We start from the raw sequence: 26,726 nt of genomic DNA on the forward strand, positions 1-26,726 counted from the left end.
TTGATTCGCCGCTGGCATATGAAGTGGCATCAAGTCGCGGACCAATGGCCCTCATGTTGCAGCCCGCGCCGTTTCTGGGCTGGAGTTGACTTTTGGGTCCGTTTTTCAAGGCTTGGCGCCGTGCACTGCGGGAGCGGCCTTGCGTCGCGAAAGGGCCGCAAAGCGGCCCCGGCGATCTTTGCGTTAACACTTAGGTCCTGGGGCTGCTGCGCAGCCCTTTCGCGACGCAAGGCCGCTCCCACGGAAACCGTCTCGTGTCACCGTCGTCACTGGAACATGAACAACGTCTCGTTGCTGAACTGCGCCTCGAACTGGTTGGCCGGCATCGGCCTGCCGAACAGGTAGCCCTGCACCTCGTCGCAGCCGTGCTCGCGCAGGAACTCCAGCTGCTCGTGGGTCTCCACGCCCTCGGCGATCACCGCCAGGTTGAGGCTGTGAGCCATGGCGATGATCGCCCGGGCGATCTGCGCGTCCTGCTCGCCCTCGGGCAGGCCGTCGACGAAGGTGCGGTCGATCTTGAGCACGTCGATGGGGAACTGCTTGAGGTAGTTGAGCGACGAGTAGCCGGTGCCGAAGTCGTCGACCGCGATGCTCAGGCCGAGATTCTTCAGGCTGTCGAGGATCTGCATGGCCTCGTTGACCTCGCGCATCAGGATGCTTTCGGTCAGCTCCAGCTCCAGGCAGGCCGGGGGCAGCCCGGTTTCCTCGAGGATGGTGGCGATGCGCGTACCCAGTTGGCCGTCGGAGAACTGCCGGGCGGAAATGTTCACCGACACCTTCGGTACCCGCACCTTCTCCTTGTGCCAGGCCTTGAGTTGGCGGCACGCCTCGCGCAGCACCCAGTCGCCGACGTCGACCACCAGGCCCAGCTCTTCGATCACCGGGATGAAGTCGCCCGGCGGCACCAGGCCGCGGGTCGGATGGCGCCAGCGCAGCAGCGCCTCGGCGCCGGTCAGGCGCTTGCCGTCGCCGCTGAACTGCGGCTGGTAGTAGAGGGTGAACTCGTTTTGCTCCAGGGCATGGCGCAGGTCGCTCTCCAGCTCCAGGCGCTCCAGGGCGCTGGCGTTCATGTCTGCCTGGTAGAACTGGAAGTTGTTCTTGCCGCGCTCCTTGGCGTGGTACATCGCCGTGTCGGCGTTCTTCATCAGTTGGCTGAGCTCGCTGCCGTCCTGCGGGCTCAGGGCGATGCCGATACTGGCGGTGACAAAGAACTCGCGGTTTTCCAGGACGAACGGCGTGACCAGCCCGTCGAGGATGTGCTCGGCGACATGGATCGCCCGGTTGAGCGCCTGCTCGCGGGTGGCCTTGGGCTGCAGCAACAGGGTGAACTCGTCGCCGCCCATGCGCGCCACGGTGTCGTCGTCGTCGACGCAGGCCAGCAGGCGCTCGGCCATGTCCTTGAGCATGCGATCACCCGCGGCGTGGCCGAGGGAGTCGTTGATCGGCTTGAAACGGTCGAGGTCGAGGAACATCAACACCACCCAGGCCTTCTGCCGTTCGGCCTGCTGCAGAGCGGTGTACAGGCGGTCCTGGAACAACGTGCGGTTGGGCAGGTGGGTCAGGGCGTCGTAGTAGGCCAGGCGGTGGATGCGCTGTTCGCTGGCCTTGCGCTCGCTGATGTCGGTGAAGAAGCACACGTAGCTGGCCAGGTCGCCCTCGTCGTCGAGCACTGCGGTGATGCCTACCCACGCCGGGTAGTGCTCGCCGTTGCGGCGCTTGAGCCAGACCTCGCCTTCCCAGGTACCGCGCTGGCTCAGTTGCTTGAGCACGTAGCCCAGCTGGGCGCTCTGCTGCTGTTCGACGGTGAGCATGCCGGGCAACTGGTCGAGCACTTCGGCCACGGCATAGCCGCTGACCCGGCTGAAAGCCTCGTTGGCCTGAACGATATAGCCGGCCGGGTCGGTGATGAGGATCGCCGAGGTGGAGTGTTCGAACACCGTCGCGGCCATGCGCAGGTCTTTCTCGGCACGGCGCTGCTGGCTGATGTCGCGTCCCACGCCGAGCACGCCTTCGAAGCGCTCGTGTTCGTCCCACACCAGCACCAGGCGCAGCTCGATGGGGATCTTGCGGCCATCGGCGCGCAGGCAGTCGAACAGGAACAGCTGGGTGGGCAGGGTGCTGCGCAACTGGGCCAACTGCTCACTGTCGCCCAGCACCTTGCTGACCCGCTCCAACAGGTTGTAGACGCCGCTGAGCTGGGCGGGGTTGGCGACGATCGACTGCCAGCCGTTGGCGAAGATCCAGTCGGCCTGGTAGCCCAGCACCGCCTGCACCGAGGGGCTGACGTAGTTGAGCTGCAACTGGCTATCGGTGGAGAAGATCACGTCGCTGATGCTCTCGGCGAGCATGCGGTAGCGCTGCTCGCTGTCGCGCAGGGACTCGCTGGCCTCGATCTGCACGGTGACGTCCTTGCCCACGCCGATGATGCGGGTGACCTGGCCCTCGCTGTCGCGGGTCAGCACCTGCTCGCGGATGTCGTAGCAGCGCCAGCCGCCGTCACGGTGGCGGAAACGCAGCTGGCAGTGCAGCGACTCGCCGTGGCCGGTGTCGCGCTGCTGCTGGCGCAGGGCACGATAGTGCTCGGCGTCGCCGGGGTGCAGGAGCATTTCCCAGAAGCGGTCGCCCATCTGCGCCAGTTCCACACGGTCGTAGCCCAGGGTCTGGCCGAGGTGGCGGTTGCTGAAGATCATGCGCTGGCTGTTGACGTCCTGCACGTAGAGCTGGTCGGGCACGGTGCGCACCACGTCCGACCAGAAGCCTTCGCGTTCGAGCAGCGACAGCTCCACCTGCTTGCGGCTGGTGATGTCGCTGATGCTCAGGATCACCGCCTGGTAGTCGCGGCGCTGCTGGGGCAGGCGGGCCATCAGCCACAGGTGCAGTTCGCCACCCTGCGGGGCGGGCAGGCGCACCTCCAGTTCAAGCTGCTGGCGCTCTTCGATCAGCGCGTCGATCAGTTGCATGCCGATACTGTCGCGGCTGTCGCCGCTGCCCTCGATCAGGCGCTGCCAGGCGCCTTCGTGGCTGTCGACATTGAGCAGCTGACGCGCCACCTGGTTGATCTCGGTGATCTTCAGTTCCGCCAGCAGCGTGCGGCGCAGCTTGGTGTCCAGCGCCAGGCTGTGCTTGAGCGCGGCGCGGTTGCGCAGGTGGTAACGGTCGAGCTGGCCGGGCAGGCTGGACAGGTCGAGCACGCACAAGGCCACGCCAGTGCCCTCGAAAATTTCCTGGTAGCGTCGGCGATCCTCCTGCAGGGCGCGCTGGCGGCGACGCATGTTGATCAGCGCCAGCACCGGCAGCAGGGCGCAGAACAGCACCAGCACACACTTGCCGATCAGCGCCGGCAGCAGTTTGTCGCGGGCCATGCCTGCGTCGAACAGGCCGCGCAGTTGCCAGGTGCTGTTGTCGATGAACGCGAGCATCACGCTTTGCAGCGGTTCGTCGCTGGCCTGGCGGTGGCCATGGTGCTGGATGATCTCGCCGCTGCGGCTGTTTTCCAGCAGCCACAGGGGGTGGGTAGGGCCGTCCAGGTGGCGGGTCAGCTCCTGGTAGTAGTCCGGGCTCAGGCGCAGCAGCCAGTAGCCGCGGTCCTGCTCGGCCGGCTGGCGCAGCAGCAGGTACACCCGCTGGTTGTCGGCGTCGTTGCCATAGAAGAAGGCGCGGCCTTGGTTCAGTTGCAGGAGGTCGTCAATCAACTGACGGTCCGGCGTGCCGTCGAGGCTGTCGCTGCGTACCTGCCCGGCGGCGTCCAGCCAGGCCAGGTCGCGCAGGGCCGGCAGGCGCGCCTGCAAGGTGGTGAGCAGGCTCGGCAGGGCGGCGGGCGCCGGTGGATTGACGTAAGGCTGGACCAGGTTCAGCGATTGCTGGGCCTTCAGCGCCATGTTCAGGCTCAGGTGGTCGGCCAATTCGGCGCTGGTCGTCAGGCTGTGCTGACGCAGGTCGGCCTGGGTATGGCGGAACTGGGCGAACAGTTGCCACAACAGCAAACCCAGCAAAACCAGGGCGAGCAGGGCCAGCGCCCCCTTGAGCGAGCCACGCAGGTGTGTGCCGGCCGAGGTGTCGGCAGGCCGCAGGGATGACGGTTGCGTGAGATTGGTCAAGCGTTGGGTCCTGCGATTTGGCTGGCGATGGCAGGGGTTGCGTCCTCGCAGCATGCACGGCGCGTGCCGTGGTCGCTGGGCGCACTATAAGGCGCACGCGAGAAGCCGACTAGCATGCCCGCAAACATGGCAAAGTGCCAGTCCGTATGTCCGCGCACCGCCCGGCAGCCGGTCATGTCGGTTCGGCAAGCCCCTGCAACCTGTGCGAGAATGCCGCCCGCTTCATAGTCAACGCAACGGAGATGTACGGTTTTGGTTACCCACTATTCCACCAATGGCCTCGATTCCGCCTGTGGGCGCAGCAGTCAGACCCTGGTCAGCACTGCCGTGACCGAGGACGTATCCTGCAAGACCTGCCAGCGTTCGCTGGCCAAGCCGGACACGGCTGCCGCCAGTGCCAACAAGACGCCGTCGCTGGCCGAACTGCGCAAGCAGGCCATGCCTGCGGTCGAGGCCGTCACCCCGGCGGCTGGCAAGCCTGTTGCCGCGCCCGCCCAGGCCGCGAGCAAGCCCGCCGCCAAGGCTGCGGAAAAACCTGCCCGCAATGGCGGCTTCAGCGTCAAGGCCGCCTGGGCCGCGCGCCTGGCCGAGCAGTCGGACCGTTGCCGCCTGCCGCGCGGCAAGGTCAAGCAAGCGCACGTCTGAGCCTGCGTCACCTTGATCGCGGGCCAACCCCGCTCCCATGCAACAACGCCGTGGCGTGGGAGCGGGCTTGACCCGCGGTAGCCGCCGAACGGCGCCGCCATCTACTCATCTGTGCAACGCCGCGAGTTGGCGTAGAATGGCCCACTTTGTTCAACGACACCCCGTAATCACATCCCCCTGGCCCATGCCGGGGCGCGTGTCTTTACCTATCTGATAGAGGGCTTGGTTTTGGCTCAATACGTCTACACCATGCATCGGCTGAGCAAGGTCGTGCCGCCGAAGCGGGAAATTCTCAAGAACATTTCCCTGTCGTTCTTCCCTGGCGCCAAGATCGGCGTGCTGGGCCTGAACGGCGCGGGTAAATCGACCCTGCTGCGGATCATGGCGGGCGTCGACAAGGAATTCGACGGCGAAGCCCGTCCGATGCCCGACATCAACGTCGGCTACCTGCCCCAGGAGCCGCAGCTGGATCCGACCAAGACCGTGCGTGAAGTGGTCGAGGAAGCGGTCAGCGTGATCAAGGACGCCCAGGCCCGCCTGGACGAGGTCTACGCCGCCTACGCCGACCCCGACGCCGACTTCGACAAGCTGGCCGCCGAGCAGGCCAAGCTCGAGGCTATCCTGCAGGCCGCCGACGGCCACAACCTGGAGCGTCAGCTGGACGTTGCCGCCGACGCCTTGCGCCTGCCGGCCTGGGACGCCAAGATCGAGCACCTGTCCGGTGGCGAGAAGCGCCGCGTGGCCCTGTGCCGCCTGCTGCTGTCGGCTCCCGACATGCTGCTGCTGGACGAACCGACCAACCACCTGGACGCCGACTCGGTGGCCTGGCTTGAGCGTTTCCTCCACGACTTCCCCGGCACCGTGGTGGCGATCACCCACGACCGTTACTTCCTCGACAACGTCGCCGGCTGGATCCTCGAACTGGACCGCGGCGCCGGCATCCCGTACGAAGGCAACTACTCGGGCTGGCTGGAGGCCAAGTCGGAGCGTCTGGCCCAGGAATCCAAGCAGCAGAGCGCCCACGAGAAGGCCATGAAAGAGGAACTGGAGTGGGTGCGCAAAGGCGCCAAGGCCCGCCAGTCCAAGTCCAAGGCCCGTCTGCAGCGTTTCGAAGAGATGCAGTCGCAGGAATTCCAGAAGCGCAGCGAGACCAACGAGATCTACATCCCGGCCGGTCCGCGCCTGGGCGACAAGGTCATCGAGTTCAAGAACGTCACCAAGGGCTACGGTGATCGCGTGCTGATCGACAACCTGTCGTTCGCCATGCCCAAGGGCGCCATCGTCGGCGTGATCGGCGGCAACGGTGCCGGTAAGTCGACCCTGTTCCGCATGCTGATGGGCAAGGAGCAGCCGGACTCGGGCAGCATCGAGATCGGTGAAACCGTGCAACTGGCCTGCGTCGACCAGAGCCGCGAGGACCTGGACGGCAGCAAGACCGTGTTCCAGCAGATCTCCGACGGTTCCGACCAGATCCGCATCGGCAGCTACGAGATTCCGTCGCGCACCTACGTCGGCCGCTTCAACTTCAAGGGTGGCGACCAGCAGAAGTTCGTCAAGGACCTCTCCGGTGGTGAGCGTGGCCGCCTGCACCTGGCCCTGACCCTGAAGGAGGGCGGCAACGTCCTGCTGCTCGACGAACCGTCCAACGACCTCGACGTCGAAACCCTGCGTTCCCTGGAAGAAGCCCTGCTGGACTTCCCGGGCGCCGCCATCGTGATTTCCCACGACCGTTGGTTCCTGGACCGTGTGGCCACGCACATCCTGGCGTACGAAGACGACTCGAGCGTGGTGTTCTTCGAGGGCAACTACACCGAGTACGAAGCCGACCGCAAGAAGCGCCTGGGCGACGCCGCTGCCCAGCCGCACCGTGTGCGTCACAAGAAACTGGCCCAGTAAGCCGGATTTCGCTGCACAGCAATGGGGCCCTTCGGGGCCCCATTTTTGTGCCTGGCATTCGAGTGTCGGCGGGGCAAGGTGGAAGCGGGCTTGCCTTGCGATAGCCGGGTTCAAGCCGATCAGCCAAGCAAGATCCTGTGTCTCGAATTTTGTATACACTTACAGAAAACGCACCAAATAATTTCATAAAAACGACATTGCGCCCTGTTCCAGTGCGATTGGTTCTTGGTACATTCGGGAAAAAACCAAAAACAATCCCTCTTGGTGAGATGTCTACCATGATCGAATCTGTCGACGATTTCCTGGCCCGCCTGCAACAGCGCGACCCGGCTCAGCCCGAGTTCCACCAGGCCGTGGAAGAAGTGTTACGCAGCCTGTGGCCGTTCCTCGAACAAAACCCTCACTACCTCAAGGCCGGCATCCTCGAGCGCATGGTCGAGCCCGAGCGCGCGGTGCTGTTCCGCGTGTCGTGGGTCGATGACCAGGGCAAGGTGCAGGTCAACCGCGGCTACCGCATCCAGATGAGCAGCGCCATCGGCCCGTACAAGGGCGGCCTGCGCTTCCACCCGTCGGTGAACCTGGGCGTGCTCAAGTTCCTGGCCTTCGAGCAGGTGTTCAAGAACTCGCTGACCTCGCTGCCCATGGGCGGTGGCAAGGGCGGTTCGGACTTCGACCCCAAGGGCAAGAGCGACGCCGAGGTGATGCGTTTCTGCCAGGCGTTCATGAGCGAGCTGTACCGTCATATCGGTGCCGACCTTGATGTACCGGCCGGTGATATCGGCGTCGGCGCCCGTGAGATCGGCTTCCTGTTCGGCCAGTACAAGCGCCTGGCCAACCAGTTCACCTCGGTGCTGACCGGCAAGGGCATGACCTACGGCGGCAGCCTGATTCGCCCGGAGGCCACCGGCTACGGTTGCGTGTACTTCGCCGAAGAGATGCTCAAGCGTCAGGACAAACGCATCGACGGTCGCCGCGTGGCGATCTCAGGCTCCGGCAACGTCGCCCAGTACGCTGCGCGCAAGGTCATGGACCTGGGCGGCAAGGTGATCTCGCTGTCCGACTCAGAAGGCACCCTGTTCTGCGAAGCCGGCCTGAACGACGCGCAATGGGATGCGCTGATGGAACTGAAGAACGTCAAGCGCGGCCGCCTCAGCGAGCTGGCCGGTTCGTTCGGCCTGGAGTTCCGCAAGGGCCAGACGCCGTGGTCCCTGCCGTGCGACATCGCCCTGCCGTGCGCCACCCAGAACGAACTGAACGCCGAGGACGCCCGTACCCTGCTGCGCAACGGCTGTATCTGTGTGGCCGAGGGCGCCAACATGCCGACCACCCTGGAGGCTGTGGATATCTTCATCGAGGCCGGCATCCTCTATGCGCCGGGCAAGGCTTCCAATGCCGGTGGCGTGGCCGTGTCGGGCCTGGAGATGTCGCAGAATGCCATGCGCCTGTTGTGGACCGCGGGCGAGGTGGACAGCAAGCTGCACCACATCATGCAGTCGATCCACCATGCGTGCGTGCACTATGGCGAAGAGGCCAATGGCAGCATCAACTACGTCAAGGGCGCCAACATTGCTGGCTTCGTCAAGGTCGCTGATGCGATGTTGGCGCAGGGCGTGGTTTGATTCGAGGTCATGGGGGCTGAAGTCTTGGCAAGACCGCTCCGCAGTCGCTTGTGCTAATGACTTAGTACTAATACTTGCGTCACCAGGCTTCGTCTACAGGATGAAATCAGCTTGATTTCATAGGTTTGCGCAGCGCCCGCCGTCCTCTACCACAGGTACTAACACCAAGTTGTGAACTACCTGTTTCGCTCTCCTCGGCTTTCACTGCTGGTTGTGAGTACAACAACCAGCAGCGGGAGTCTTCCCATGAACACTCAAGCGTGGATCAGGGCCGCAACGGCGCTGACGATGGTCATGTCCCTGGGCCTCACCGGTTGCAGCAGTGGCGGAGGTGGGCATCACAGTGAGGTCGATGGTTCCTCGGCCGACGGCGGTACGGGCGCAGGCACCGGTGCGGGTGCTGGAGACTCGGGCGGCGGGGCCGGTGGCGGTGGCACGGGCACCGGTGGTGGCAGCACCCCGGGCGATGGCAGCGCAGGCACGGGTGGGGGCAGCGGCGGCTCCGGCGGCGGCACCACGCCCGGCGGCGGCGATGGCGGCACGGGCGGTGGCACCACTCCTACCGCCCTGGTCACCGGCCAGGTGGTCGATCAACTGGGCAACACCGTCTCCGGTGTCGGTGACGGCGTGAGCAACCTGGGCCAGGTGATCGGCTCGCTGCCCATCGCCGGCGATACCTCGCTGACCGGCGGTGTGGGCGCGCTGGTCTCGTCCGCCGGCAACGCGGTGGACAGTGTCGGCAGCGGCTTGAGCGACGGCCTGGGGCAACTGGGCACTGGCAACAATGCCGTGGGTACCACGGTCGGCGTGGTCGGCGCGGCAACCGCCGACCTGGGCACGGGGGTCTCTGGCCTTGGCCAGGGCGTGACCGGACTGGCCAGCAACGGGCCGGTCGAGCAGGTGCCGGTGGTCAACCAGCTGGTCGCCGGGGCCGGGCAGGGTGTCGACCGGGTCGGCCAGGCGGTGACCATGCTTGGCAACACGCTCTCGCCGGCCGGCACCAGCGGTCCGCTGGCCGGTGCGACCCAAGGCGCGAGTGATGCCCTGGTGCCGGTGGTCTCGCTGGTGGAAAACACCACGGCCAACGTCACCCGGCAGACCGGGCTCGCCGGCCCGCTCAACCAGGCGTTGAATCAAACCGGCACGGTCCTGAACCAGGCCGGCCAGCAACTGGCGGGCTCGGGCAATCCACTGGGCACCACGCTTGGGCAGGCAGTCGCCAATACCGGCACCACCGTGAGCACCGCCAGCGGGCTGGCGCCGGTCACCGGCGGCGCGCGCACCGGGCTGCTGGAAACCGCTGGTGGGGTGGTGGCAGGTGCCGGTAGTGGCTTGGCCGCGAGCATTGGCAGCCCGACGGTTGGCGGTATCGGCGGCAGCGTGGTGCAGGCGGGCAACAGCGTTGCCAGCCTGGGTCCGGTGCTCGGCGGCAACGGCGTGACCAACACGGCGGCAGGTGCTCCTGCCGCGGCACTCACCCAGCAGGTGGGCAGCGGACTCAGTCCGGTGGTCGCCGGTGTGTCCAGCGTGACCCAGCAGATCGGTGCCAGCACGGGCGCGGGAGCGCCGGTGGCCGGGTTGCTGAACCAGGTGGGTGGCGCGGTGGGTACCGTCGGCACGCAATTGACCGGCGCCACGGCCAACCCGACGGTCAGCCAGCTGGGCGCAACGGTGACGGCGGTGGGCGCAACGGTCGGCCAGGCCGGCACCCTGGTCAACGCCAATGGCGCACAGGGCAGCGGTCTCGGCGGCGCCCTGGGTGGCTTGACCGGCGCCCTGGCAGGCGGGCAGCGCTGACGCGACGGGCTACGCTAAAGGTGAGTGAGGCCGACCGGTGCGCCGTGCGCCGGTCGGTCACCCTGTCACCCTTGGATCATGGAGTGTCCGAATGCGCCGATTGCTGGTGACGATGCTGGCGCTGTCCGTGGCCAGCCTGGCCCGGGCCGAACCCCTGCCGAGTTTTCTCAACAGCAATGAGACCGAGCGCCGCCTGCCCACGCCGAACCTGCCGGTGGATGCCTATCGCCCCGGCCCCGCCGGCCTGCACGTGCCCACCGTGGACAGCGCGCGCCAATCCCCGCTGTTGATGAGCACGCAGGTGGCGGTGCGCAAGGTGCGCTTCGAAGGCGGCACCGTCTATCCATTGAGCGACCTGCGTGAGCATTTCCAGCCGTTGATTGGCCGTGAGGTGACACTCGCCGAGCTGATCGAGGTCACCCGTCGCCTGACCCAACGCTACCAGCAAGACGGGTACTTGCTTTCGTACGCCTACCTGCCGCCCCAGGACTTCGCCGATGGTCGGGTGCGGGTGGTTTTGGTGGAAGGCTACATCCACGACTATCAGGTACAGGGCGATATCGGCGCGGCGCGCGCCTACCTGGACCAGTTGATGGACCGCCTCAAGGCCGAGCGTCCGCTGACCCGTGAGAGCTTCGAGCGCTACACCAGCCTGGCCGGGCGCATCCCCGGGGTAACCTTCCAGGCCCAGGTGCCGCCCCCGGCCACCACCGATGGCGCGACCCGGCTCCTGGCCCAGGTCTCGCGCAAACCGATCACGACCACCCTGAGCCTCAACGACGGCAGCCGCGACGACCTGCAGGCGTTGATCGGCGCCAGCAGCAACGCGCAAACGCGTTTTGCCGAGCAACTGAGCGCCAGCGTGCTGGTGCCGCCCGGCGAAGACAAGGAGCATTACTACCGCCTCGACTACAGCCAGTTCCTCGATGCCGAGGGCTCGAAGCTGCTGCTGTCGGCCTCGCGCTACCGCAGCGATCCCAAGGCGCGCATCCGCCTGGACAACGGCATCGACCTGACCCAGCACCGCGAGAACGATCGCTACTCGATGGGCATCAGCCAGACATTGATCGCCTCGCCCAGCGAATGGTTGGAGGTGGTCGGGCGCTTCTACGTGGTCAACGACCGCATCGACTACCAGGTGGTGGGCTTTCCGTTGCGCCTGGACAGCCAGACCGATATTCGTGCGCTGTCCTTCGAAGGGGACTGGCGCAAGGCCGAGGCACGGCGCCTGCGCATCCTCAGTGCCGGTGTCTACCAGGGCCTTGACCGCCTGGGGGCCAGCACCAATGCCGACTACGACCTGGACTTCCTGCGCCTGCGGGTATCGGGGGTGCAGAGCGACAACTTCACCGACAACTGGCAGGGTGTGGCCTCGGCGGCAGCCTACTGGAGCAACGACAGCCTGCCCGACAGCGAACGGGCGGTGTTCGGCGGGCAGAACTTCGGGCGGGGTTACCCCAGCGACCAGGGCTCGGGCGACAAGGGCTGGGGGTTGGCCTACGAGCTCAACTACAGCTTCCGGCGTGACGGCGCCTGGCTCAAGGTCGTGCAGCCGTACGTGGCACTCGACACGGCGCGGGCCTGGTTCAACGCGCTGGACGTGGAGGACACGAAGATGTCATCGGCGGCGCTGGGGCTGCGGTTCGGCGATATGCGCTACTACAACATCGCGGTCGAGGTGGCCAAGCCGATGTCGGACATCGCCCTGGACAGCTTCAACCGGCGGCCACGGCTGAACCTCAGTTTCAGTTATCAGCTGTAGGAGCGCGCAAGCTATTTGACGGCCTGCATCAATGGCTTGGGAAACAGGTTCTCCAGCGTCTCGAGTAGCCGTGCGTGGTAGATCGGCTTGCGGAACAGGTCGAGCACCTGCAGCCGCAGCAGGTCGCTGACATCGTCCATGTCGGCATGCCCGGACATCACGATCACCGGCAGGTGCTGGCGCGCGGTGTGCTCACGCAGGCGCTGCACCAGGCCCAGGCCGCTTTCCTCGGGCATGCGCAGGTCGGTGATTACCAGGGCGACATCGGGGTGGCGGGTCAATTGCTGCAGGGCGCAGCGCACCGAGGTGGCGGTGTGGCAACAGAAGCCCTCGTTCTCCAGCAGCTCGGCCAGTTCCAGAAGGGCCTCTTCCTCGTCGTCCACCAGCAGGATCTGTTGACGCAAGGAAGAGGTCGGCATGGTCGGCTCCAGGCAGTGGGACTACACGTCATGCAGGTGCTGCGGTCACTGGGTGATCGCGGTCTTGATGGTGGTCATGATGGCCGATACCTCGGTCGAGATCGGCGTGACGAAGCCGGCCAGCACCACCGCCACCATGGCCGCGATCACGGCGTATTCGATACCGGAGGCGCCGTCCTTGCGCTGGAGGAAAGCCCTTACATGGATGAGGATCTGTTGCAGCAGCATGGCACTACTCCTTGCGCTCGATGGGCGCCGGTCGGCGGGGCTTGATAAGTGATACCCCTTTGCCATCAGAGCATTGCCAAGCTGTGGCGACCTGCAAATGTAAGAAGGCATTAATCCAAAAGTATTGGTTGTAATTGGCGATGCTAAGTTTTTGTTTTGCCAACGCGTCAATTTCATGGCTCTAAAAATGCGGTGCAGGTAATGGCGAAAGATGGCGGCTCAGCTACCGTCCAATAGCGAAATAGTTACCTTTTGCCATCATTGGTCCCAGGCGTGGGGGGAGAGCGCAGATGAGCAGTCGCCTGACCATGATCCTCGCCGGCCTGTTCCTGATCGCGGCCTTGCTCGCCGGGTACTGGGGCCTGCGTTTGAGCCGCCCGGCCGAGCCAGCGCCATTGGCGCCTCCGAGCGAAGCGGCGATCCCCGCCGCGCCCGTCCCCGTCGCCCCTCCCGAGCCGCCGCGCTCGCCCATCGTGGTGTTGCGCAGGGCGGTGCCGGCCAACACCCCCTTGAGCGAGGACGATGTGCTGGTCGAACGCCTGCAGGTGGTGCCGGCCGGCGCCTTCCAGCAACTCGACCAGGTGCTCGGGCGCCGCAGCATCCGGCCCCTGGCGGCAGGCAGTTGGCTGGAGGAGTCGAGCTTCCAGGCCGGCGGACCGCTGGCGCGGATGATCCGCCCCCACGAGCGCGCCGTGGCGGTGGCCGTCGACGATGTGATCGGCGCCGCCGGGCAGTTGCGCCCGGGTGACTTCGTCGACGTGCTGCTGTTTCTGCGCGAGGAGAACAACAACCCGCAGTCCTCCGCCCAGGTGGTGCTGCCGGCCCTGCGCGTGCTCAGCGTCGACCAGCAGACCGGCCTGGCCAACGACGGGCGTCCGGCGCAGACGGCCGAAGAGCAGAAGGCCCGTCGCGACCAGCAATCGCTGAACAGCAACACCACCCGCACCGTGGGCCTGGCCGTGCCAGAAGCCCTGGCCAGCCGGCTGATGCTGGCGGCCCAGGCCGGGACCTTGCGCCTGGCGGTGCGCAGCGCCGAGGAGCCACTGCTGGCGGCCTACTGGTCCGGCCAGGACGCCAGCCCGCAGTTGCAGAGCGCCAATCGCGACCTCTATCGCTTCAGCCAGCTGTCCCAGGTGCCCCTGGCCAGCCAGACGGCCGCCGCCGCGGCTGGCGCCCCAGCGATGCAGATCATTCGCGGCGCCCAGAACGGCGATAACAACAAGACTCCCTGAACCGGCAAGGATGCGATCCATGCGTAGTTCTTTGCGTGTTACTCCACGAGGCGGATGGCTGGTCCCGGCGCTGCTGGTCCTGGCCCTGCTGGCGCCGACTGCGCAGGCGGCGGCCAAGGGTTGCGCCGCGTTCGGCCAGTTGCCGTCGGTGATCGAGATGGACCAGGGCCTGCAGCAGGAACTGCGCCTGCCGGTGGCCATCACCCGGGCGGCGGTGGGCGAGCCCAAGGTGGCCGATGTGCAGCCCAGCGGCGAGCGCGCCGTGCTGCTGACGGCGGTGGGGCAGGGCACCACCAGCCTGATGCTGTGGACCGACTGCACCGCGCAGCCGCACCGGGCCATGTTGTTTGTCAAGGGCCGGGCCAGCGCCGACATGACGGAAACGGCGCAACTGCCCTCCGCCCAGGAGGACCTGCCGGTGCAGGTGCAGGCTGATATCCGCTTCGTCGAAGTGCGCCGCCTCAAGTACAAGGAGGCCGGGGCGCGGTTGTTCTTCAAGGGCTCGAACAACAGCCTGATCGGCTCGCCCGGCACCGTGCCCGACACGGTGGTGCGCCCGGGCTACGTGCCGAGCACCGCCAGCGTGCCGAGCTCGGCCAACTACGCCGACGCCCGGCCCGGCATCCCCCTCGACAACAGCGTCTTCAACATTGTCTGGGGCGGCGGCAGCAGCCGCTTCCTGGCAATGATCAACGCCCTGGAGAACAGCGGCTTCGCCTACACCCTGGCGCGTCCCAGCCTCACCGTGCTGAGCGGGCTGACCGCAAGTTTCCTGGCCGGTGGCGAGATCCCCATCCCGGTGCCCAGCAGCGGCAGCGACAACGTGTCGATCGAGTACAAGGAGTTCGGCGTGCGCCTGGCGCTGACCCCCACGGTGGTCAGCCGCAACCGCATCACCCTGAAGGTCGCCCCCGAGGTCAGCGAGCTGGACTTCAACAATTCGGTGGTCATCGCCGGCACCCGGGTGCCGGGGCTCAGCGTGCGGCGTACCGATACCAGCATTTCCCTGGCCGATGGCGAAAGCTTCATCATCAGTGGCCTGATCAGCAGCAACGTGCGTTCGAACGTGGACAAGATGCCGGGCCTGGGCAACCTGCCGATCATCGGCGCGTTCTTCCGCCAGTCGGCGCTCAATCGCGAGGAGACCGAGCTGTTGATGATCGTCACCCCGCACCTGGTCCAGCCGCTGGCCGCCAATGCGCGCCTGCCGGAACTGCCGGGCGAGGCGTTGCGCACCTACGACCCCAGCTGGGGCCGCCTGTTCTTCATGGAAAACGGCAACTTCGAAGGCCGTGGCGGGTTGTCCCAATGAACGAAAGCCTGAACCAGACCTACCTGGCCCTGACCCGCACCGACGAGGACCTGCACTGGCTGCAGGGCGCGCTGGCGCCGCTGGGGCAGGTGATCGGCGCCAGCAGCCCGAACCTCGACGAGCTGCTGGCGCTGGTCGACATGACCTTCAGCAACCTGGTGTTCATCGGCCTGGACCGCGAGCAGTTGATCGGCCAGTGCGCACTGATCGAGGGCATGCTCGAAGCCAAGCCGATGCTGGCCATCGTCGCCCTCGGCGACGGCATGGACAACCAGCTGGTGCTGCACGCCATGCGCGCCGGCGCCCGTGACTTCGTCGCCTATGGTTCGCGGGCCAGCGAGGTGGCGGGGTTGGTGCGGCGCCTGGGCAAGCGCCTGCCGACGGCCACCAGCAACCCCAGCCTGGGCGGCCTGACCGTGCTCTTCGGCACCCAGCGCGGCGCCGACGGCGCGCTGCTCACCACGCACCTGGCGCGGGTGGTGCAGGAGAGCGGCCAGCAGACCCTGCTGCTTGATCTCGGCCTGCCCCGGGGCGACAGCCTGGCCCTGTTGGGCCTGGAGGCCTCGTTTCATTTCGGCGACGCCCTGCGTCACCTGCGTCGGCTCGACGCGACCCTGATCGACAGCGCCTTCACCCGCGACAAGGGCGGCTTGCGCATCCTGGCCTATGCCGACAACGACGAAGCCCTGGCACAGTCCAGCGCCGCCGAGCTGTACATGCTGCTCAGCGCCTTGCGCCAGCACTTCCAGCACATCGTCGTGAACCTCACCGGCCAGGCCGACAGCGAGGCCCTGCGCACCATCGTCAGCCACTGCGACAAGCTGATCGTCTACACCGACCAGAACATCATCGACTGCCGGCGCAACCTGGACGTGCTCGAACAGTGGCGCGACCGCGGCATCAAGCTCGAACACGCCAGCCTGCTCGTGGACCGCTACCTGCGCCATGTGGCGCCGGATGCCGACGCCCTGGCCAAACGCTACGGGCTGGCCTTGCTCAAGGTCATGCCCTACAGCCCGGAGGTGCGCCTGAACGCCAAGAACCAGGGCTTGAGCCTGTTCGAGCTGGCTCCGCGCGAAGGCCTGACCCAGGCCCTGCGCGGCCTGGGCGAGCGCCTGGCGCAGCGCTCGGAAAACCTGGCGCCGGCAGGCCAGGGCTGGCTCAACCGGCTGTGGGGCAACCGATGAGCAACGAAGAACCCTTTGGCGGGCCGCGCCATGCGGCCAGCGATCCGCAGGTGCTCAAGCGCGCGCTGCACCGGCACGTCATCGACGCCATCGAGGACAGCGGCCGCAACCTGCTCGAAGGGGCGCGACCGGTGCTGGCGCAGTTCGTCCTGGAACAGGTGGGCGACTATGTGGCGCGCCTGCGCCTGGCCCTGTCGCGCTACGAGATGGAGCGACTGGCCGAGGAGATCGTCGACGAGCTGACCGGCTACGGCCCGCTGGAGGTGCTGCTGCGCGATCCGAGCGTCACCGAGATCCTGGTCAACGGCCCGTACCGGGTGTTTGTCGAGCGGGCGGGGCTGTTGCAACAAACCGACTTGCGCTTCATCGACGCGCATCATGTCGAGCGGGTGATGCAGCGCATCCTTGCGCCCCTCGGGCGGCGCCTGGACGAGTCGTCGCCGATGGTCGACGCGCGCATGCCCGACGGCAGCCGGGTCAACGCGATCATCCCGCCGGTGGCCCTGGACGGGCCATGCCTGTCGATCCGCAAGTTCCGCCAGGACATGCTCAAGAGCGCCGACCTGCTGGCCACCCGGGCCATCGACCAGCCGATCTACGACTTCCTCGAACGCGCCGTGGGCCGACGTTGCAACATCCTGGTCAGCGGCGGCACCGGCACCGGCAAGACCACCTTGCTCAACATCCTCAGCCAGATGATCGCGCCCCAGGAACGTCTGGTGACCATCGAGGATGTGGCCGAGCTGCAACTGCATCACCCGCATGTGGTACGCCTGGAGACCCGCCCGCCAAATGCCGAGGGCCATGGCGAGATCAAGGCCAGCGAGCTGATCCGCAACGCCCTGCGCATGCGCCCCGACCGCATCATCCTCGGCGAGATCCGCGGCGCCGAGGTGCTCGATGTGATGACCGCGATGAACACCGGCCACGACGGTTCGATGAGCACGGTGCACGCCAACACTGCCCAGGACGCGCTGCTGCGCCTGGAGACCCTGGTCGGCCTGACCGGCCGGCAGGTGGCCGAGAAAACCCTGCGGCAGATGATCTGCGCGGCGCTGGACGTGGTGATCCAGCTGACCCGACTGGCCGATGGCCGGCGCTGCGTCAGCGAGGTGCTGGAAGTGGTCGGCGTGCGCGATGATGTGTATGTGACGAACACCCTGTTCCGCCTCGACCGGCGCAGCGGCGACGGTTTCTTGCGCGAGGCGCCGAACCCCGCGGGAAACAAGCTGCGCCACGAGGGCGTGCTGTGATGGGCCCGCTGCTGCTGGCACTGTCGCCCTTGTGCCTGGGCATGGCGCTGCTGCTGTTGCGCCTGGGCCTGTACAAGCGTGGCGAGGAGCGCATCCTCGAACGCCTGGGCCGGGCCTACCGCGCCGTGCGCAGCGGCAATGCCCGGCGCGACTGGCTCGACCCGTTACTGCAGCGGGCGGGCCTGGCCCATGCCGAATTTTCCCCCAGGCCGTGGCTGTTCGCCTGGTTGGCGCTGACCGTGCTCGCCGGCCTTGTGGCGGGCTGGGTGGTGGCGTCGATGGTGCTGTTCGGCCTGCCGCTGCTCGGCCATTTCTTCCTGGCCTGGCGCTGCCGGCGACGCCTGCAGCAGATCGTCCAGCAACTGCCTGGCCTGCTCGACTACAGCGTGCGCAGCCTCAAGGCCGGTCGCACCCTGAACGAGGCGGTGCTCGGCGGCGTCGACAGTACTCGCGAGCCGCTGCGCTCGGCGATGCTGAGGGTACGGCGCAACGTGCAACTGGGTGTGCCGCTGGAGGATGCGGTCAATGAATTCGCCGAACTCTATGGCCAGGCCGAACTGCGCATGTTCGCCCTCGGGCTGCGCATCAACCAGCGTCACGGCGGCAATGCCAGCGAGCTGATGGAGAACCTGATCAAGCTGATTCGCGAACACGAGCAGGGCGACCGGCAACTGCGCGCCATGACCGGCGAAACACGCATTACCGCGTGGATCCTCGGCGCGCTGCCGTTGGCCATGGTCGGCTACTTCCTGTTTGCCAATCCCACCTATCTGTTGGCCATGTGGCACGACCGCAGTGGGCAACTGATGCTGCTGTTCGCCTTCGCCCTGCAGGCCGTCGGCTGCCTGGTGCTGTGGCGCATGATGAGGAGCCTGTAAGTATGGCCTTGTTGCTTTGCGCGCTGTTCCTGTTTGCCGCGTTCGTGCTGCTGGCCTTGCAGGTCGGCCAGCAATGGCGGGCCCGGCAGCGGGTGGCGCGACGCCTGCAGGGACGGCTGGCCCGTGACGAGCGGCTCGGCGACTGGCTGCAGTGGCTGGGCAGCAGCCCGCTGGGGCGGCGCCTGCAACGGCTGGATGGCGAGACCCAGGCGCTGCTCGATCGCCTGGGCTGGCGGCGCAGCCGGCAACGGGCGTTGTTCGCCGCCGTGCAGTTGGGCTTGCCGCTGCTGGCGGTGGGCGTGGCGCTGCTGCTGGGCCATGGCTTGCCCGGGGAAAACCGCGGGCACTGGGGCGTGCTGGTGCTCTGCGCGATGGGTGGGGGCTACCTGCTGCCCAAGCGCTTGCTGGTGTTGGCGGCGGCGCGGCGTCAGCGGCAGATCGCCCAAGAGGTGAGCCTGCTGATCCCGCTGCTGCGCATCCTCTTTGAAACCGGGCTGGCGGTGGAGCAGGCCCTGCGGGTGCTGGCCCATGAAGGCCGCAGCCTGGTACCGAACATCAGTGACGAATTGCGCCTGGTCCTGCAGCGAGTCGACTCAGGCCTGGCCCTGGGCCCGGAGCTGGAAAAGACCGCGCGCCTGCTGGCGGTGGACGAGTTGATCGACACCTGCGTCATTCTCCAGCAACTGCTGGTGCAGGGCAGTGGCTCGATGAAGTCGCTGCTGGCGCTCAAGGAGTTGCTTGACGACCGGCGCCTGACCGGCCTGCAGGAACGGGTGTCGAAGATGTCGGCGAAGATGTCGGCGGTGATGATGGTGTTCCTGTTCCCGGCGTTGCTGATCGTCCTGGCCGGGCCAGGTTTTTCCGCGCTGGCGCGGGCCTTGGGCTCATGAGGGGATAAATGGATATGAAAGCGATCCTGACGTTGATCGGCCTGTTGCTGCTCACCGGTTGCGCCGGCCAGCCCCCCGAAGGCCTGGCCCGTCTGCTCGGCGGTGGCACCTGTGGCAAGCCCGATGCCGACCAGCAACTGAGCCTGGACATGGCCGACCAGATGATCAGCGAAGGCCGCCCGCACGCGGGCCTGGCCCACCTGGAACAGCTGCCTGACACCCTCGACCAGGTCCGCCTGCGCAAGGCCAAGGTACTGCGCCAGCTCGGGCGCGGCGAGGCCGAGCCGCTCTACCGCAGCCTGCTCGGCGGCTGCCTGGCCGCCGAGGGCGAGCACGGCCTGGGCCAGCTGGCTTCGGCCCGTGGCGATGACGTCCAGGCCTTGCGCAACCTGCTGCGGGCGGTACGCCTGGCGCCAACCGACGAGAAGGTGCGCAACGACCTGGGCGTGGTGCAGATGAACCTGGGCAACCACGAACAGGCGCGCTTCGAGTTCCTCACCGCCATCGAGCTCAAGGACGACAACCCGCTGCCAGCGGTGAACCTGGTGACCCTGTCGCTGGTGCAGGACAACTGGCGGCAGGCGGAAGATTTGGTCAATCGCCTGCGCCTGAAGCCCGAGCAATTCGCCGAGGCCCAGGCCCGGGCCCAGCGCATCAGGTCCAACGGGCGCGGCCCACTGGCGGCGACCGAGTCTTCGGCCGCGGCCATCAACTGATCGGGAGGTGATCATGTTCAAGCCCTGGATTGTCCTGGCCTGCCTGGCCGCACCGCTGCTGGCGCAGGCTGAAGAACCTGTGCGCCAGCCACGCCCACAGACCGCCACCGAGGCCCTGCTGCAGGTACAGGCGAGCAATCGCCAGGCCTCCAGCGTGCGCCAGGAACAGACCGACAAGGAACGTGACCAGGCCATGCAGCGTTGGCTGGACAGCTACAAGTACGCGATTCCGGATTTCTACCGCTGGACCAAGATCAGTTCGTCGAACAATTGAGCACTTGAAGCTGTGGCACGATCGTGTAGGAGCGGTATTCACAAGGTCAGTGCGTGGTAAACCGCTGATGCACCGGCGACGAACGCGGAGTCAACGCCAGCGCCAGCTGCGTGCGGTTGTGCATGTGGGTCAGGCGCAGCACCTGCGACACGTACAGCTTCACTGTGTTCTCGGTGATGCCCAGCTCGCAGGCGATCTGGTAGTTGGTCTTGCCCTTGCTTACCAGCCGGGCCACTTCAAGCTGGCGCGGTGACAGCTTCTCGAAGGCGGCGGGCAACTCCGCCTCGCCGTCCTCGGCATCGCTGGCGCGACGGTGGGTGCCCTGGCCACGGGCTTTTTCCAGGTCCTGGTAGAGATCGTCGATGGACTCGGCCAACTCCTGCAGACGCTGGTTGAGGCTGCCCAGCTCGCGGAAGTTGCGGCGCCGTTCGAGCAGCGCCGCTTCCTGGCGGCGCACGCCTTCGAGCAGTTCGTCGAGGTCCATGGGCTTCTGGTAGTAGTCGGCGAAGCCCTCGCGCAGGGCGCGGATCACGTCCTGCTTGTCGGCGCGGCCGGTCAGCATGATCGCCTCGAACATGCGCTGCGGCCCTGCGTTTTGCTTGAGGGTGCGGACCAGCTCGATGCCATCGCGCTCGGGCATGTGCAGGTCGCACAGGATCAGGCCGATGGTCTCGTCGGCCTTGAAGCAGTCGATGGCCTGGCCGGTGGAATGGGCGGGGACGCAACGGTAGCCCTCGCTTTCGAGAAATTCGCACAACTCTTCGACGATCACTGGCTGGTCGTCGACTACCAGCACTTTCACCTCACTGACGGACTTGTTCACGATCAACTCCCTGTTGTATCGGCTCTGCTCCCGGGCCAGAGGCTCTGGCAGGTAGAAAAGTAGTCGCACTTTGCAATTATGTACATGCATCTAGCTCATGGAAGCGACCCAGCGGTCGGTTATTGGATCCAGACGGCCGTCAACAGGAAGCCGGCCAGCACATACGGGGCAAAGGGCTGCTTGTCGCCGACCTGTTCGGCCAGCGCCTGCAGGCGCTTTTTCACCTTGGGATTGAGCAGGGTCCACAGACGCCGCCGGCCGAACATCCAGGCGAGCACGGTGACCCCGGCGCCGATGAAGGTGCCGAGCACGTATTGCGGGCTGGTGGCCAGGGCCAGGGCGCCCATCAGCTTGACGTCGCCGGCGCCGAAGCGGCCGAGCATGTAGCCGGGCAGGGTGAGCAGCATGACGATGGCCAGGGCCCAGCCGGCTTCGCTTGCGTCGGCGCCGATCCAGCTGCGTCCGGTGGCGAACAGCCAGGCCAAGGCGCACGCCGCGACCCCGAGGGTCAGGGCGTTGGAGATTTGCCGTTCACGGACATCTTGTTCGGTGCACAAGGCAAGCCACATCAGGAGAACAATGCTTTGCATTGGCAAATTGCCATCCCTATTCGTTGAACGGTTCTATGCTTTCAGACAGGTCTCACAGTCAGGGTAGACGCGATCATGAAAGCAAGCCCGGCGGGACAGCAAAAAGGCGCGGCAGCCATCGAGTTTGTCGCCGTATTCATGGTGTTTTTCGCGGTGTTCTACGGGCTGGTCAGCTACGCCTTGCCGATGCTGATGCTGCAGTCGTTCAACCAGGCCAGCAGCGAGGCGGTGCGTCGCTGCGTGGCCGTGGACCCCGCCAGCCAGACCTACGAGCTGGACGTGCAGGGGCTGGCCCGCCAGGTGATCGGCCAGCAGTTGGCGTGGATGCCCAGCGCGCTGGGATTCAACGTGCTCACCGACACCCGGGTCACCGTCGGCGTGGACAAGGTGCTCACGGTGGTGATCGACTACCCGCGCTCGCGCCTGACGCGGGTGCTGCCGACCCTGGTGCTGCCGGTGGTCGGTGACGTACCGAAGCTGCCCGCGCGGCTGCAGGCCCAGGCGAGCCTGCAACTGTGAGTGGTGGCCTGTTTGATCGCTGGTTCGCCGCGCCGGTCCCGGCCCAGACGCCCGAGGTGACGCCGGCCATCGGTCTGCAGCTGTGGCTCGACGACCAGGCGCGGGTATTGCGTCTGGCCGGTCCGCTGCGCAGCCTGCTGGCACTTCCCGCTCAGGCGGGCGCGCGGGTGCACGATTATCTGGAGCGTCACAGCTGGCTGGTGCTCGAAGGGCAGCCCGCCGACTGGCAGGGCCAGCCCCTGGACCTGGATTTTCACACCGTCATGGGCCATGCGCTGCACACCCGTGGCTGGCTGCAGCGCCACGAACAGGGCTGGATGCTGCAGCTTTTCGACATCGGTGACCTGCTGCGCGAGCAGCGCTGGGACCGCCAGCGCCCCTTGCTCGGCGAGATCGGCCACGCCCTGCGCGAATGTGGCAGTGAGCGCCTGCTACAGACGGCCCGCGAACAGTTGCACAGCCTGGCCGAGCACTGGCAGGCGGCCGCGTTGCGGCTGATGCTGCGCGAACCAGGAGGCTGGCGCCACTACGCCAGCAGCGACGAGACCTGGCCCTGGCCCGACGATCGCAGGCTGCGTGAGCGCCTGGACCGCTGGCCGGCCCATACCCTGGTCGAGGTCGATGACGACCCCGAGCTGCTTGCCCTGTGCGGTGCTGCGTCGTTGTTCCTGGTGCCCTATCGTCAGGGCCTGGAGGCCGAGGCCTGGGTGCTGTGCGCCGGGGCGCGGCAGGCGCCTGCGGTCGACATGGCCCTGGCGCTCGTACGGACCTTGACCGAGCCGCTGCTGGTGCGCCATCGCCGCCAGCAACTGCAGCACCAGGCCCATCACCTCGATGACCTGCAGCGCCAACTGGGCGCGGGATGGTGGGAGTGGCCGGCGCACGGCGAGCTGCAGCTGGACCCGGCCCTGGCCGCGACCCTCGGGCTGGCGAATCGGGTCAGCCTTGGCCAATGGCTCGCCCGCCTGCACCCGGCGGACCGCGAGCCGGCGCAACTGGCCCTGGACCAGGCCCGTGACGGGCAGGCGCTGAGCCTCAGCGTGCGCCTGCCGGGTCACGATCCCCAGGCGCCGCCGCGCTGGTTCCATTGGGCCGGCCAGGGCCAGGCCGGCCAACTGCGCGGCTTCCTGCTCGATATCAGCGCCCTCAAGGCCCAGGAGCAGCAGGCCGGCGCGGCCCGTGCGCGGCTGGAGAACCTCATCGCCCGCTCGCCCGCGGTGATCTACGTGCAGCGCTATGCCGAAGGCGCGCTGCACAGCGACTTCTACAGCGCCAGCCTGGCGCCGTTGCTCGGCTGGGCGGCCGATAGCGAGCAGGCGCGCCAGCCGGGCCTGGCGGTGCATCCGGACGACCGTCCGCTGTGGCTGGAGCGCACCCGCGGTCTGTTGCGCGATGGCCAGGTACGCTGCCGCTATCGCCTGCGCGATCACCTTGGCGGCTATCACTGGATGCTTGACGAAGCCCGCCTGCTGCGTGACGACCTCGGCCAGCCGCTGGAGGTGGTCGGCCTGTGGCTGGACGTCAGCGAGGCCACGGAAGCTGCCGAGCGCATGCGCCAGAGCGAGGAGCGCTACCGCGTGCTGGTGGAAGACTCGCCGGCGATGATCTGCCGTTATCGCCCGGACCTGACCGTGCTGTTCGGCAATCGGCCCTTGGCCGACTACCTGGGCTGCACGCCCGGGCAGTTGCAGGGCGCGGACCTCGGGCAATGGTTGTCCGCCGGCCAGCGCGAGGCCTTCCTCCTGCGCCTGCGGGCGCTGACGCCGGAGCAGCCGGTGAGCAGCGCGGAGATCTGCCTGCAACTGCCCGGCCGCGAGCATGCCTGGTGGGTCTGGGCCGACCGTGGGTTGTTCGATGCCGAGGGCAACCTGCTGGAGGTCCAGGCCGTGGGCCGCGACAACACCGAAGTGCGGCGCAGCCAGCAGCAACTGCTGCAGGGCGCGAAGATGGCGACCCTGGGCGAGCTGGCCACCGGTTTGTTGCACGAGATCAACCAGCCGCTCAACGTCATGCGCATGGCGGTGGTCAACACCCTCAAGCGTCTGGAGAACGGCGCTGCCGATCCTGTTTATCTGGAAGACAAGCTGCGCCGTATCGAGGCCCAGGTCGAGCGCGCCGCCCGGCTGGTCGACCATATGCGGGTGTATGGCCGGCGCTCGGCGGTCGAGCGCGAGCGCTTCGCCGCCTGGGCCGCGGTGCAAGGCGCCCAGGCGTTGCTTGAAGAAGGCCTGCGCGGCAAGGGCGTGACACTGCGCCTGGAACCGCCCGAGGCCTTGGCCCAGGTGCTCGGGCATCAGGATCAGCTGGAACAGGTGCTGATCAACCTGATGGTCAATGCCCGTGACGCCTTGCTGGAAAAGCAGGTGGCGCAGCCGTGGATCCGGGTACGCCAGACGCTGCATGGCGGGTGCCTGTGGTTGCTGGTGGAGGACAACGCCGGCGGGATCGATCCGCAGCTGCACGAGCGGATCTTCGAACCCTTCTTCACCACCAAGCCGGCCGGGGTCGGCACCGGGCTGGGCTTGTCGGTCAGCCATGGCATCGTCAGCCAGATGGGCGGCCGCCTGAGCGTGGACAACGGCGTCGAGGGCGCGTGCTTGCGGGTCGAACTGCCCCTTCACAGCACCAGTTGAGCGTGGCCGCTGGCGCAGCTGAGGTTGGTGCCGACCTGGGCGTCGAGCAGGTCGATACCCAGCACCTTTAGCAAGCCGTTGACCAGGGGATCGAGCAGGGGGCTGAGCAGGTTCTTGATGACCGGCTCGAGGATGTTCTTCACCCCGTCCAGCAGTCCGGCGGTGAGCACCAGCACCTGGCCAAGGCCGCCATTGCCGGTGGGCTTGTAGGCTTCCAGGTGGATGCCCGCCAGGGTGTCGGACAGACTCGCCACCACCTGCGCCTGGTCGCTGTCCATGGGTTGGTAGGCCGGTTCCTGGCCGATTTCGGTCGGGGCATGGGCACCGCTGAACAGCAGGGGCTTTTCCACTGGGCCACTGCCCAGCAGCTTGCTGTCCACCCGCAGGCCGATGCCACCGCCGGCGTAGGGCACCCGCGTGCCGCAGGACGGCGGCAGGATCAGCAGGCGGCTGCAGACATTGGTGCCGATATCGATGACTGGCAAGGCCTTTACCACGGTGGTGCCGTTGCTGAGGAAGTCCGCCGGTGAATCGAACCTGCCGATGGCGATTTTCGCCGCCGAGCGCTGGGTGAGGGTGGTCAGGCTCTTCGGGCTACAGGTGTAGTTGTCGGGCGGTGCCGGGCGCAGGCGGCTGCTGCCTTCGGCGACTTCGATGCCGATATCGATATGCACCTGGCCGTCCAGCAGCTTGATGTCGCTGACCTTGCACGGAATGCCCAGGGCGCAGGTCAACGATTGCACGGTGCCCAGCAGGTTCAGGCTGAGCAGGTTGTTGAGCACGTTGGTCAAGGGTGCCGCGAGGTCCAGCACCGCATTGAGCAGCCCGGCGATGCCGCTTAGCAGGGGCAAATCGAGGGAGACCAAAGCGCGGATCTGGGCGGTATGAACGCGCAACTCGTCCGTGCGCGGGTCACCCACCGCCGAGATCTGCGGGGGCTCGATCACCCGCAGTTGCACGCGGCCATTGACCAGCCCGAGCACATTGATCGGCAGGTCGGCGTTGACGGCGTTCTCGCTGGCCGCCAGTTGGATCACCCCTTGCACCAGTTGCAGCAGCTGGATGCTGGCGTCCAGGCCAGCCTGGGCCGTGCCGTTCTGCAGGTCGAGCAGCTCGCCCAGTTGCAGGCCGCCCACCGGCAGGTCCGCCGCCAGCTTGCCCAGGTTGGTGATCACGTCGACGGCGGCGCCGCTTTGCTGCAACACCTTGACCGCGGCCTGCAGCAGGACGGTGGCGCTGGTGTCGGCGTTGAGCAATTGCTGGTAGTCGCCGATATCCAGGTGCAGGTCCACCGCCAGTTGGTCGAGGTACTTCAGCAGGTTTAGCTGGGTGTTGGCGATGCCCTGCCAGCCCAGCACATCGAGCTGCGCCGAGCCGCCCAGGGCCTTGAGCAGGGCGTTGAGCACCGAGCCCTGGGTCGAGTTGACGGTGGCCAGGGTAGTGCGGATGCTCAGCCGCGCCTGGGGCGTCCCGGGGGTGGCTGCCACCGCGCTGGCACGCAGGGTGGTGGTGCGGGCGATGGCGCCACCCTGGACCAGCGCGTACACCCCGCCAGCGACGCTGGTGACCACCACGTTGCTGACCTCGACCCTGATCGCCTCGTGACGCACGTTGTCGGCGGTGAACGTGCGCAGGTTGTCGAGGCCGGTGCGCAGGTAGCCGCAGTTGGCAATCAGGGGGTTGAGAGGCGAGTGGCCGTTGCGGGTGGCCGCGGTGCGGGCCAGGGTGGAGGCCTGCGGGCCGCTGCCGCTGCAGACGCCGCCGTGCTCGGCGGCTTCCAGGGCGGCCATGTCGGCGATGCGCTGCAGCTTGCGTTGTTCGAGGTAGAGGCGGCCGCTGTCAACGGTCAGGAGCATGAACACCAGGGCCAGGCCCATGGTCAGCGCGGCCATCAGGCCGATCGCGCCGCGTTGGCGCACAGCGGAACGGGGAACCACGGGCACTCCTTTGCCGGCC

General features: G+C 66.9%; 20 protein-coding genes and 1 pseudogene. 15 read left to right on the forward strand and 6 right to left on the reverse strand.

What is annotated here, in order from left to right; genetic code table 11:
* Positions 1-266 precede the first annotated feature (266 nt).
* Positions 267-3,251: pseudogene (locus tag K5H97_RS04010) on the reverse strand (EAL domain-containing protein); the annotation flags it as partial.
* Positions 3,252-4,349: 1,098 nt separating this feature from the next.
* On the opposite strand from K5H97_RS04010, the gene K5H97_RS04015 reads away from it, so the two are divergent.
* The 5 genes from K5H97_RS04015 to K5H97_RS04035 all read left to right on the forward strand — a co-directional run bounded on the left by K5H97_RS04015 (position 4,350) and on the right by K5H97_RS04035 (position 11,816).
* Positions 4,350-4,742: a hypothetical protein gene (locus K5H97_RS04015; RefSeq protein WP_028691352.1), complete on the forward strand. Its 393-nt coding sequence runs from the start codon at positions 4,350-4,352 to the stop codon at positions 4,740-4,742.
* 228 nt (positions 4,743-4,970) lie between these two features.
* Positions 4,971-6,638 (forward strand): energy-dependent translational throttle protein EttA, encoded by a 1,668-nt coding sequence (gene ettA / locus K5H97_RS04020; protein ID WP_028691353.1) that lies wholly within the window; start codon positions 4,971-4,973, stop codon positions 6,636-6,638.
* A gap of 278 nt (positions 6,639-6,916) precedes the next feature.
* A complete protein-coding gene (gdhA, locus tag K5H97_RS04025) occupies positions 6,917-8,257 on the forward strand; it encodes an NADP-specific glutamate dehydrogenase (RefSeq protein WP_028691354.1) in 1,341 nt (446 codons plus the stop codon).
* Positions 8,258-8,503: 246 nt separating this feature from the next.
* Complete coding sequence (locus K5H97_RS04030; RefSeq protein ID WP_028691355.1) at positions 8,504-10,054, forward strand: collagen-like triple helix repeat-containing protein; 1,551 nt, start codon at positions 8,504-8,506, stop codon at positions 10,052-10,054.
* Between the two features lie 91 nt (positions 10,055-10,145).
* Complete coding sequence (locus K5H97_RS04035) at positions 10,146-11,816, forward strand: ShlB/FhaC/HecB family hemolysin secretion/activation protein (RefSeq protein WP_051555696.1); 1,671 nt, start codon at positions 10,146-10,148, stop codon at positions 11,814-11,816.
* An 11-nt stretch (positions 11,817-11,827) separates the two neighbouring features.
* On the opposite strand, the gene K5H97_RS04040 is transcribed toward K5H97_RS04035, so the two are convergent.
* Both K5H97_RS04040 and K5H97_RS04045 read right to left on the reverse strand, forming a co-directional pair.
* Positions 11,828-12,235: a response regulator gene (locus K5H97_RS04040; RefSeq protein ID WP_028691357.1), complete on the reverse strand. Its 408-nt coding sequence runs from the start codon at positions 12,233-12,235 to the stop codon at positions 11,828-11,830.
* Between the two features lie 45 nt (positions 12,236-12,280).
* The gene (locus K5H97_RS04045) at positions 12,281-12,463 is read right to left on the reverse strand and encodes a Flp family type IVb pilin (protein WP_028691358.1); all 183 of its coding nucleotides are present in this window, start codon (positions 12,461-12,463) and stop codon (positions 12,281-12,283) included.
* A gap of 290 nt (positions 12,464-12,753) precedes the next feature.
* On the opposite strand from K5H97_RS04045, the gene cpaB reads away from it, so the two are divergent.
* The 8 genes from cpaB to K5H97_RS04085 are packed head-to-tail and all read left to right on the forward strand — an operon-like array spanning position 12,754 to position 20,205.
* Positions 12,754-13,695, forward strand: coding sequence for a Flp pilus assembly protein CpaB (gene cpaB / locus K5H97_RS04050; RefSeq protein WP_028691359.1), 942 nt, complete (start codon positions 12,754-12,756; stop codon positions 13,693-13,695).
* 19 nt (positions 13,696-13,714) lie between these two features.
* Positions 13,715-15,007 carry a type II and III secretion system protein family protein gene (locus tag K5H97_RS04055; RefSeq protein WP_036986199.1) on the forward strand — a complete coding sequence of 431 codons (1,293 nt, stop codon included), beginning with the start codon at positions 13,715-13,717 and terminating at the stop codon, positions 15,005-15,007.
* Positions 15,004-16,194 (forward strand): pilus assembly protein, encoded by a 1,191-nt coding sequence (locus tag K5H97_RS04060; protein ID WP_028691361.1) that lies wholly within the window; start codon positions 15,004-15,006, stop codon positions 16,192-16,194. Before K5H97_RS04055 ends, K5H97_RS04060 begins: the two co-directional genes overlap by 4 nt.
* Entirely contained in the window at positions 16,191-17,447 is a 1,257-nt protein-coding gene (locus K5H97_RS04065; RefSeq protein ID WP_028691362.1) for a CpaF family protein, read from the forward strand. The genes K5H97_RS04060 and K5H97_RS04065 overlap by 4 nt, the downstream gene beginning before the upstream one ends.
* On the forward strand, positions 17,444-18,325 hold the full coding sequence (locus K5H97_RS04070) for a type II secretion system F family protein (RefSeq protein WP_028691363.1): 882 nt from the start codon (positions 17,444-17,446) through the stop codon (positions 18,323-18,325). The genes K5H97_RS04065 and K5H97_RS04070 overlap by 4 nt, the downstream gene beginning before the upstream one ends.
* 2 nt (positions 18,326-18,327) lie before the next feature.
* Positions 18,328-19,215, forward strand: a complete 888-nt coding sequence (locus K5H97_RS04075; RefSeq protein ID WP_028691364.1) for a type II secretion system F family protein — start codon at positions 18,328-18,330, stop codon at positions 19,213-19,215.
* Between the two features lie 14 nt (positions 19,216-19,229).
* Entirely contained in the window at positions 19,230-19,931 is a 702-nt protein-coding gene (locus K5H97_RS04080; RefSeq protein ID WP_028691365.1) for a tetratricopeptide repeat protein, read from the forward strand.
* A gap of 13 nt (positions 19,932-19,944) precedes the next feature.
* Entirely contained in the window at positions 19,945-20,205 is a 261-nt protein-coding gene (locus tag K5H97_RS04085; RefSeq protein WP_028691366.1) for a DUF3613 domain-containing protein, read from the forward strand.
* A gap of 46 nt (positions 20,206-20,251) precedes the next feature.
* Here K5H97_RS04085 and K5H97_RS04090 read toward each other — a convergent pair whose 3' ends face one another.
* On the reverse strand, positions 20,252-21,034 hold the full coding sequence (locus K5H97_RS04090) for a response regulator (RefSeq protein ID WP_189660374.1): 783 nt from the start codon (positions 21,032-21,034) through the stop codon (positions 20,252-20,254).
* 113 nt (positions 21,035-21,147) lie between these two features.
* Positions 21,148-21,618, reverse strand: a complete 471-nt coding sequence (locus tag K5H97_RS04095) for an A24 family peptidase (protein ID WP_028691368.1) — start codon at positions 21,616-21,618, stop codon at positions 21,148-21,150.
* Positions 21,619-21,693: 75 nt separating this feature from the next.
* On the opposite strand from K5H97_RS04095, the gene K5H97_RS04100 reads away from it, so the two are divergent.
* Both K5H97_RS04100 and K5H97_RS04105 read left to right on the forward strand, forming a co-directional pair.
* Positions 21,694-22,137, forward strand: a complete 444-nt coding sequence (locus tag K5H97_RS04100; RefSeq protein ID WP_028691369.1) for a TadE family protein — start codon at positions 21,694-21,696, stop codon at positions 22,135-22,137.
* A complete protein-coding gene (locus tag K5H97_RS04105; protein WP_028691370.1) occupies positions 22,134-24,770 on the forward strand; it encodes a PAS domain-containing sensor histidine kinase in 2,637 nt (878 codons plus the stop codon). Before K5H97_RS04100 ends, K5H97_RS04105 begins: the two co-directional genes overlap by 4 nt.
* On the opposite strand, the gene K5H97_RS04110 is transcribed toward K5H97_RS04105, so the two are convergent.
* Entirely contained in the window at positions 24,755-26,707 is a 1,953-nt protein-coding gene (locus K5H97_RS04110) for a pilus assembly protein TadG-related protein (protein WP_036986202.1), read from the reverse strand. The genes K5H97_RS04105 and K5H97_RS04110 overlap by 16 nt on opposite strands.
* Positions 26,708-26,726: the final 19 nt, after the last annotated feature.

Source organism: Pseudomonas mosselii (assembly GCF_019823065.1).
Classification (GTDB): Bacteria; Pseudomonadota; Gammaproteobacteria; order Pseudomonadales; family Pseudomonadaceae; genus Aquipseudomonas; species Aquipseudomonas mosselii.

What these genes read in the sequence shown, in the direction of transcription:
- gdhA (WP_028691354.1), top strand. Translation starts at nt 6,917, where the DNA reads ATGATCGAATCTGTCGACGATTTCCTGGCCCGCCTGCAACAGCGCGAC.
- K5H97_RS04030 (WP_028691355.1), top strand. Translation starts at nt 8,504, where the DNA reads ATGAACACTCAAGCGTGGATCAGGGCCGCAACGGCGCTGACGATGGTC.
- K5H97_RS04035 (WP_051555696.1), top strand. Translation starts at nt 10,146, where the DNA reads ATGCGCCGATTGCTGGTGACGATGCTGGCGCTGTCCGTGGCCAGCCTG.
- K5H97_RS04040 (WP_028691357.1), bottom strand. Translation starts at nt 12,235, where the DNA reads ATGCCGACCTCTTCCTTGCGTCAACAGATCCTGCTGGTGGACGACGAG.
- K5H97_RS04045 (WP_028691358.1), bottom strand. Translation starts at nt 12,463, where the DNA reads ATGCTGCTGCAACAGATCCTCATCCATGTAAGGGCTTTCCTCCAGCGC.
- cpaB (WP_028691359.1), top strand. Translation starts at nt 12,754, where the DNA reads ATGAGCAGTCGCCTGACCATGATCCTCGCCGGCCTGTTCCTGATCGCG.
- K5H97_RS04055 (WP_036986199.1), top strand. Translation starts at nt 13,715, where the DNA reads ATGCGTAGTTCTTTGCGTGTTACTCCACGAGGCGGATGGCTGGTCCCG.
- K5H97_RS04060 (WP_028691361.1), top strand. Translation starts at nt 15,004, where the DNA reads ATGAACGAAAGCCTGAACCAGACCTACCTGGCCCTGACCCGCACCGAC.
- K5H97_RS04065 (WP_028691362.1), top strand. Translation starts at nt 16,191, where the DNA reads ATGAGCAACGAAGAACCCTTTGGCGGGCCGCGCCATGCGGCCAGCGAT.
- K5H97_RS04075 (WP_028691364.1), top strand. Translation starts at nt 18,328, where the DNA reads ATGGCCTTGTTGCTTTGCGCGCTGTTCCTGTTTGCCGCGTTCGTGCTG.
- K5H97_RS04080 (WP_028691365.1), top strand. Translation starts at nt 19,230, where the DNA reads ATGAAAGCGATCCTGACGTTGATCGGCCTGTTGCTGCTCACCGGTTGC.
- K5H97_RS04085 (WP_028691366.1), top strand. Translation starts at nt 19,945, where the DNA reads ATGTTCAAGCCCTGGATTGTCCTGGCCTGCCTGGCCGCACCGCTGCTG.
- K5H97_RS04095 (WP_028691368.1), bottom strand. Translation starts at nt 21,618, where the DNA reads ATGCAAAGCATTGTTCTCCTGATGTGGCTTGCCTTGTGCACCGAACAA.
- K5H97_RS04100 (WP_028691369.1), top strand. Translation starts at nt 21,694, where the DNA reads ATGAAAGCAAGCCCGGCGGGACAGCAAAAAGGCGCGGCAGCCATCGAG.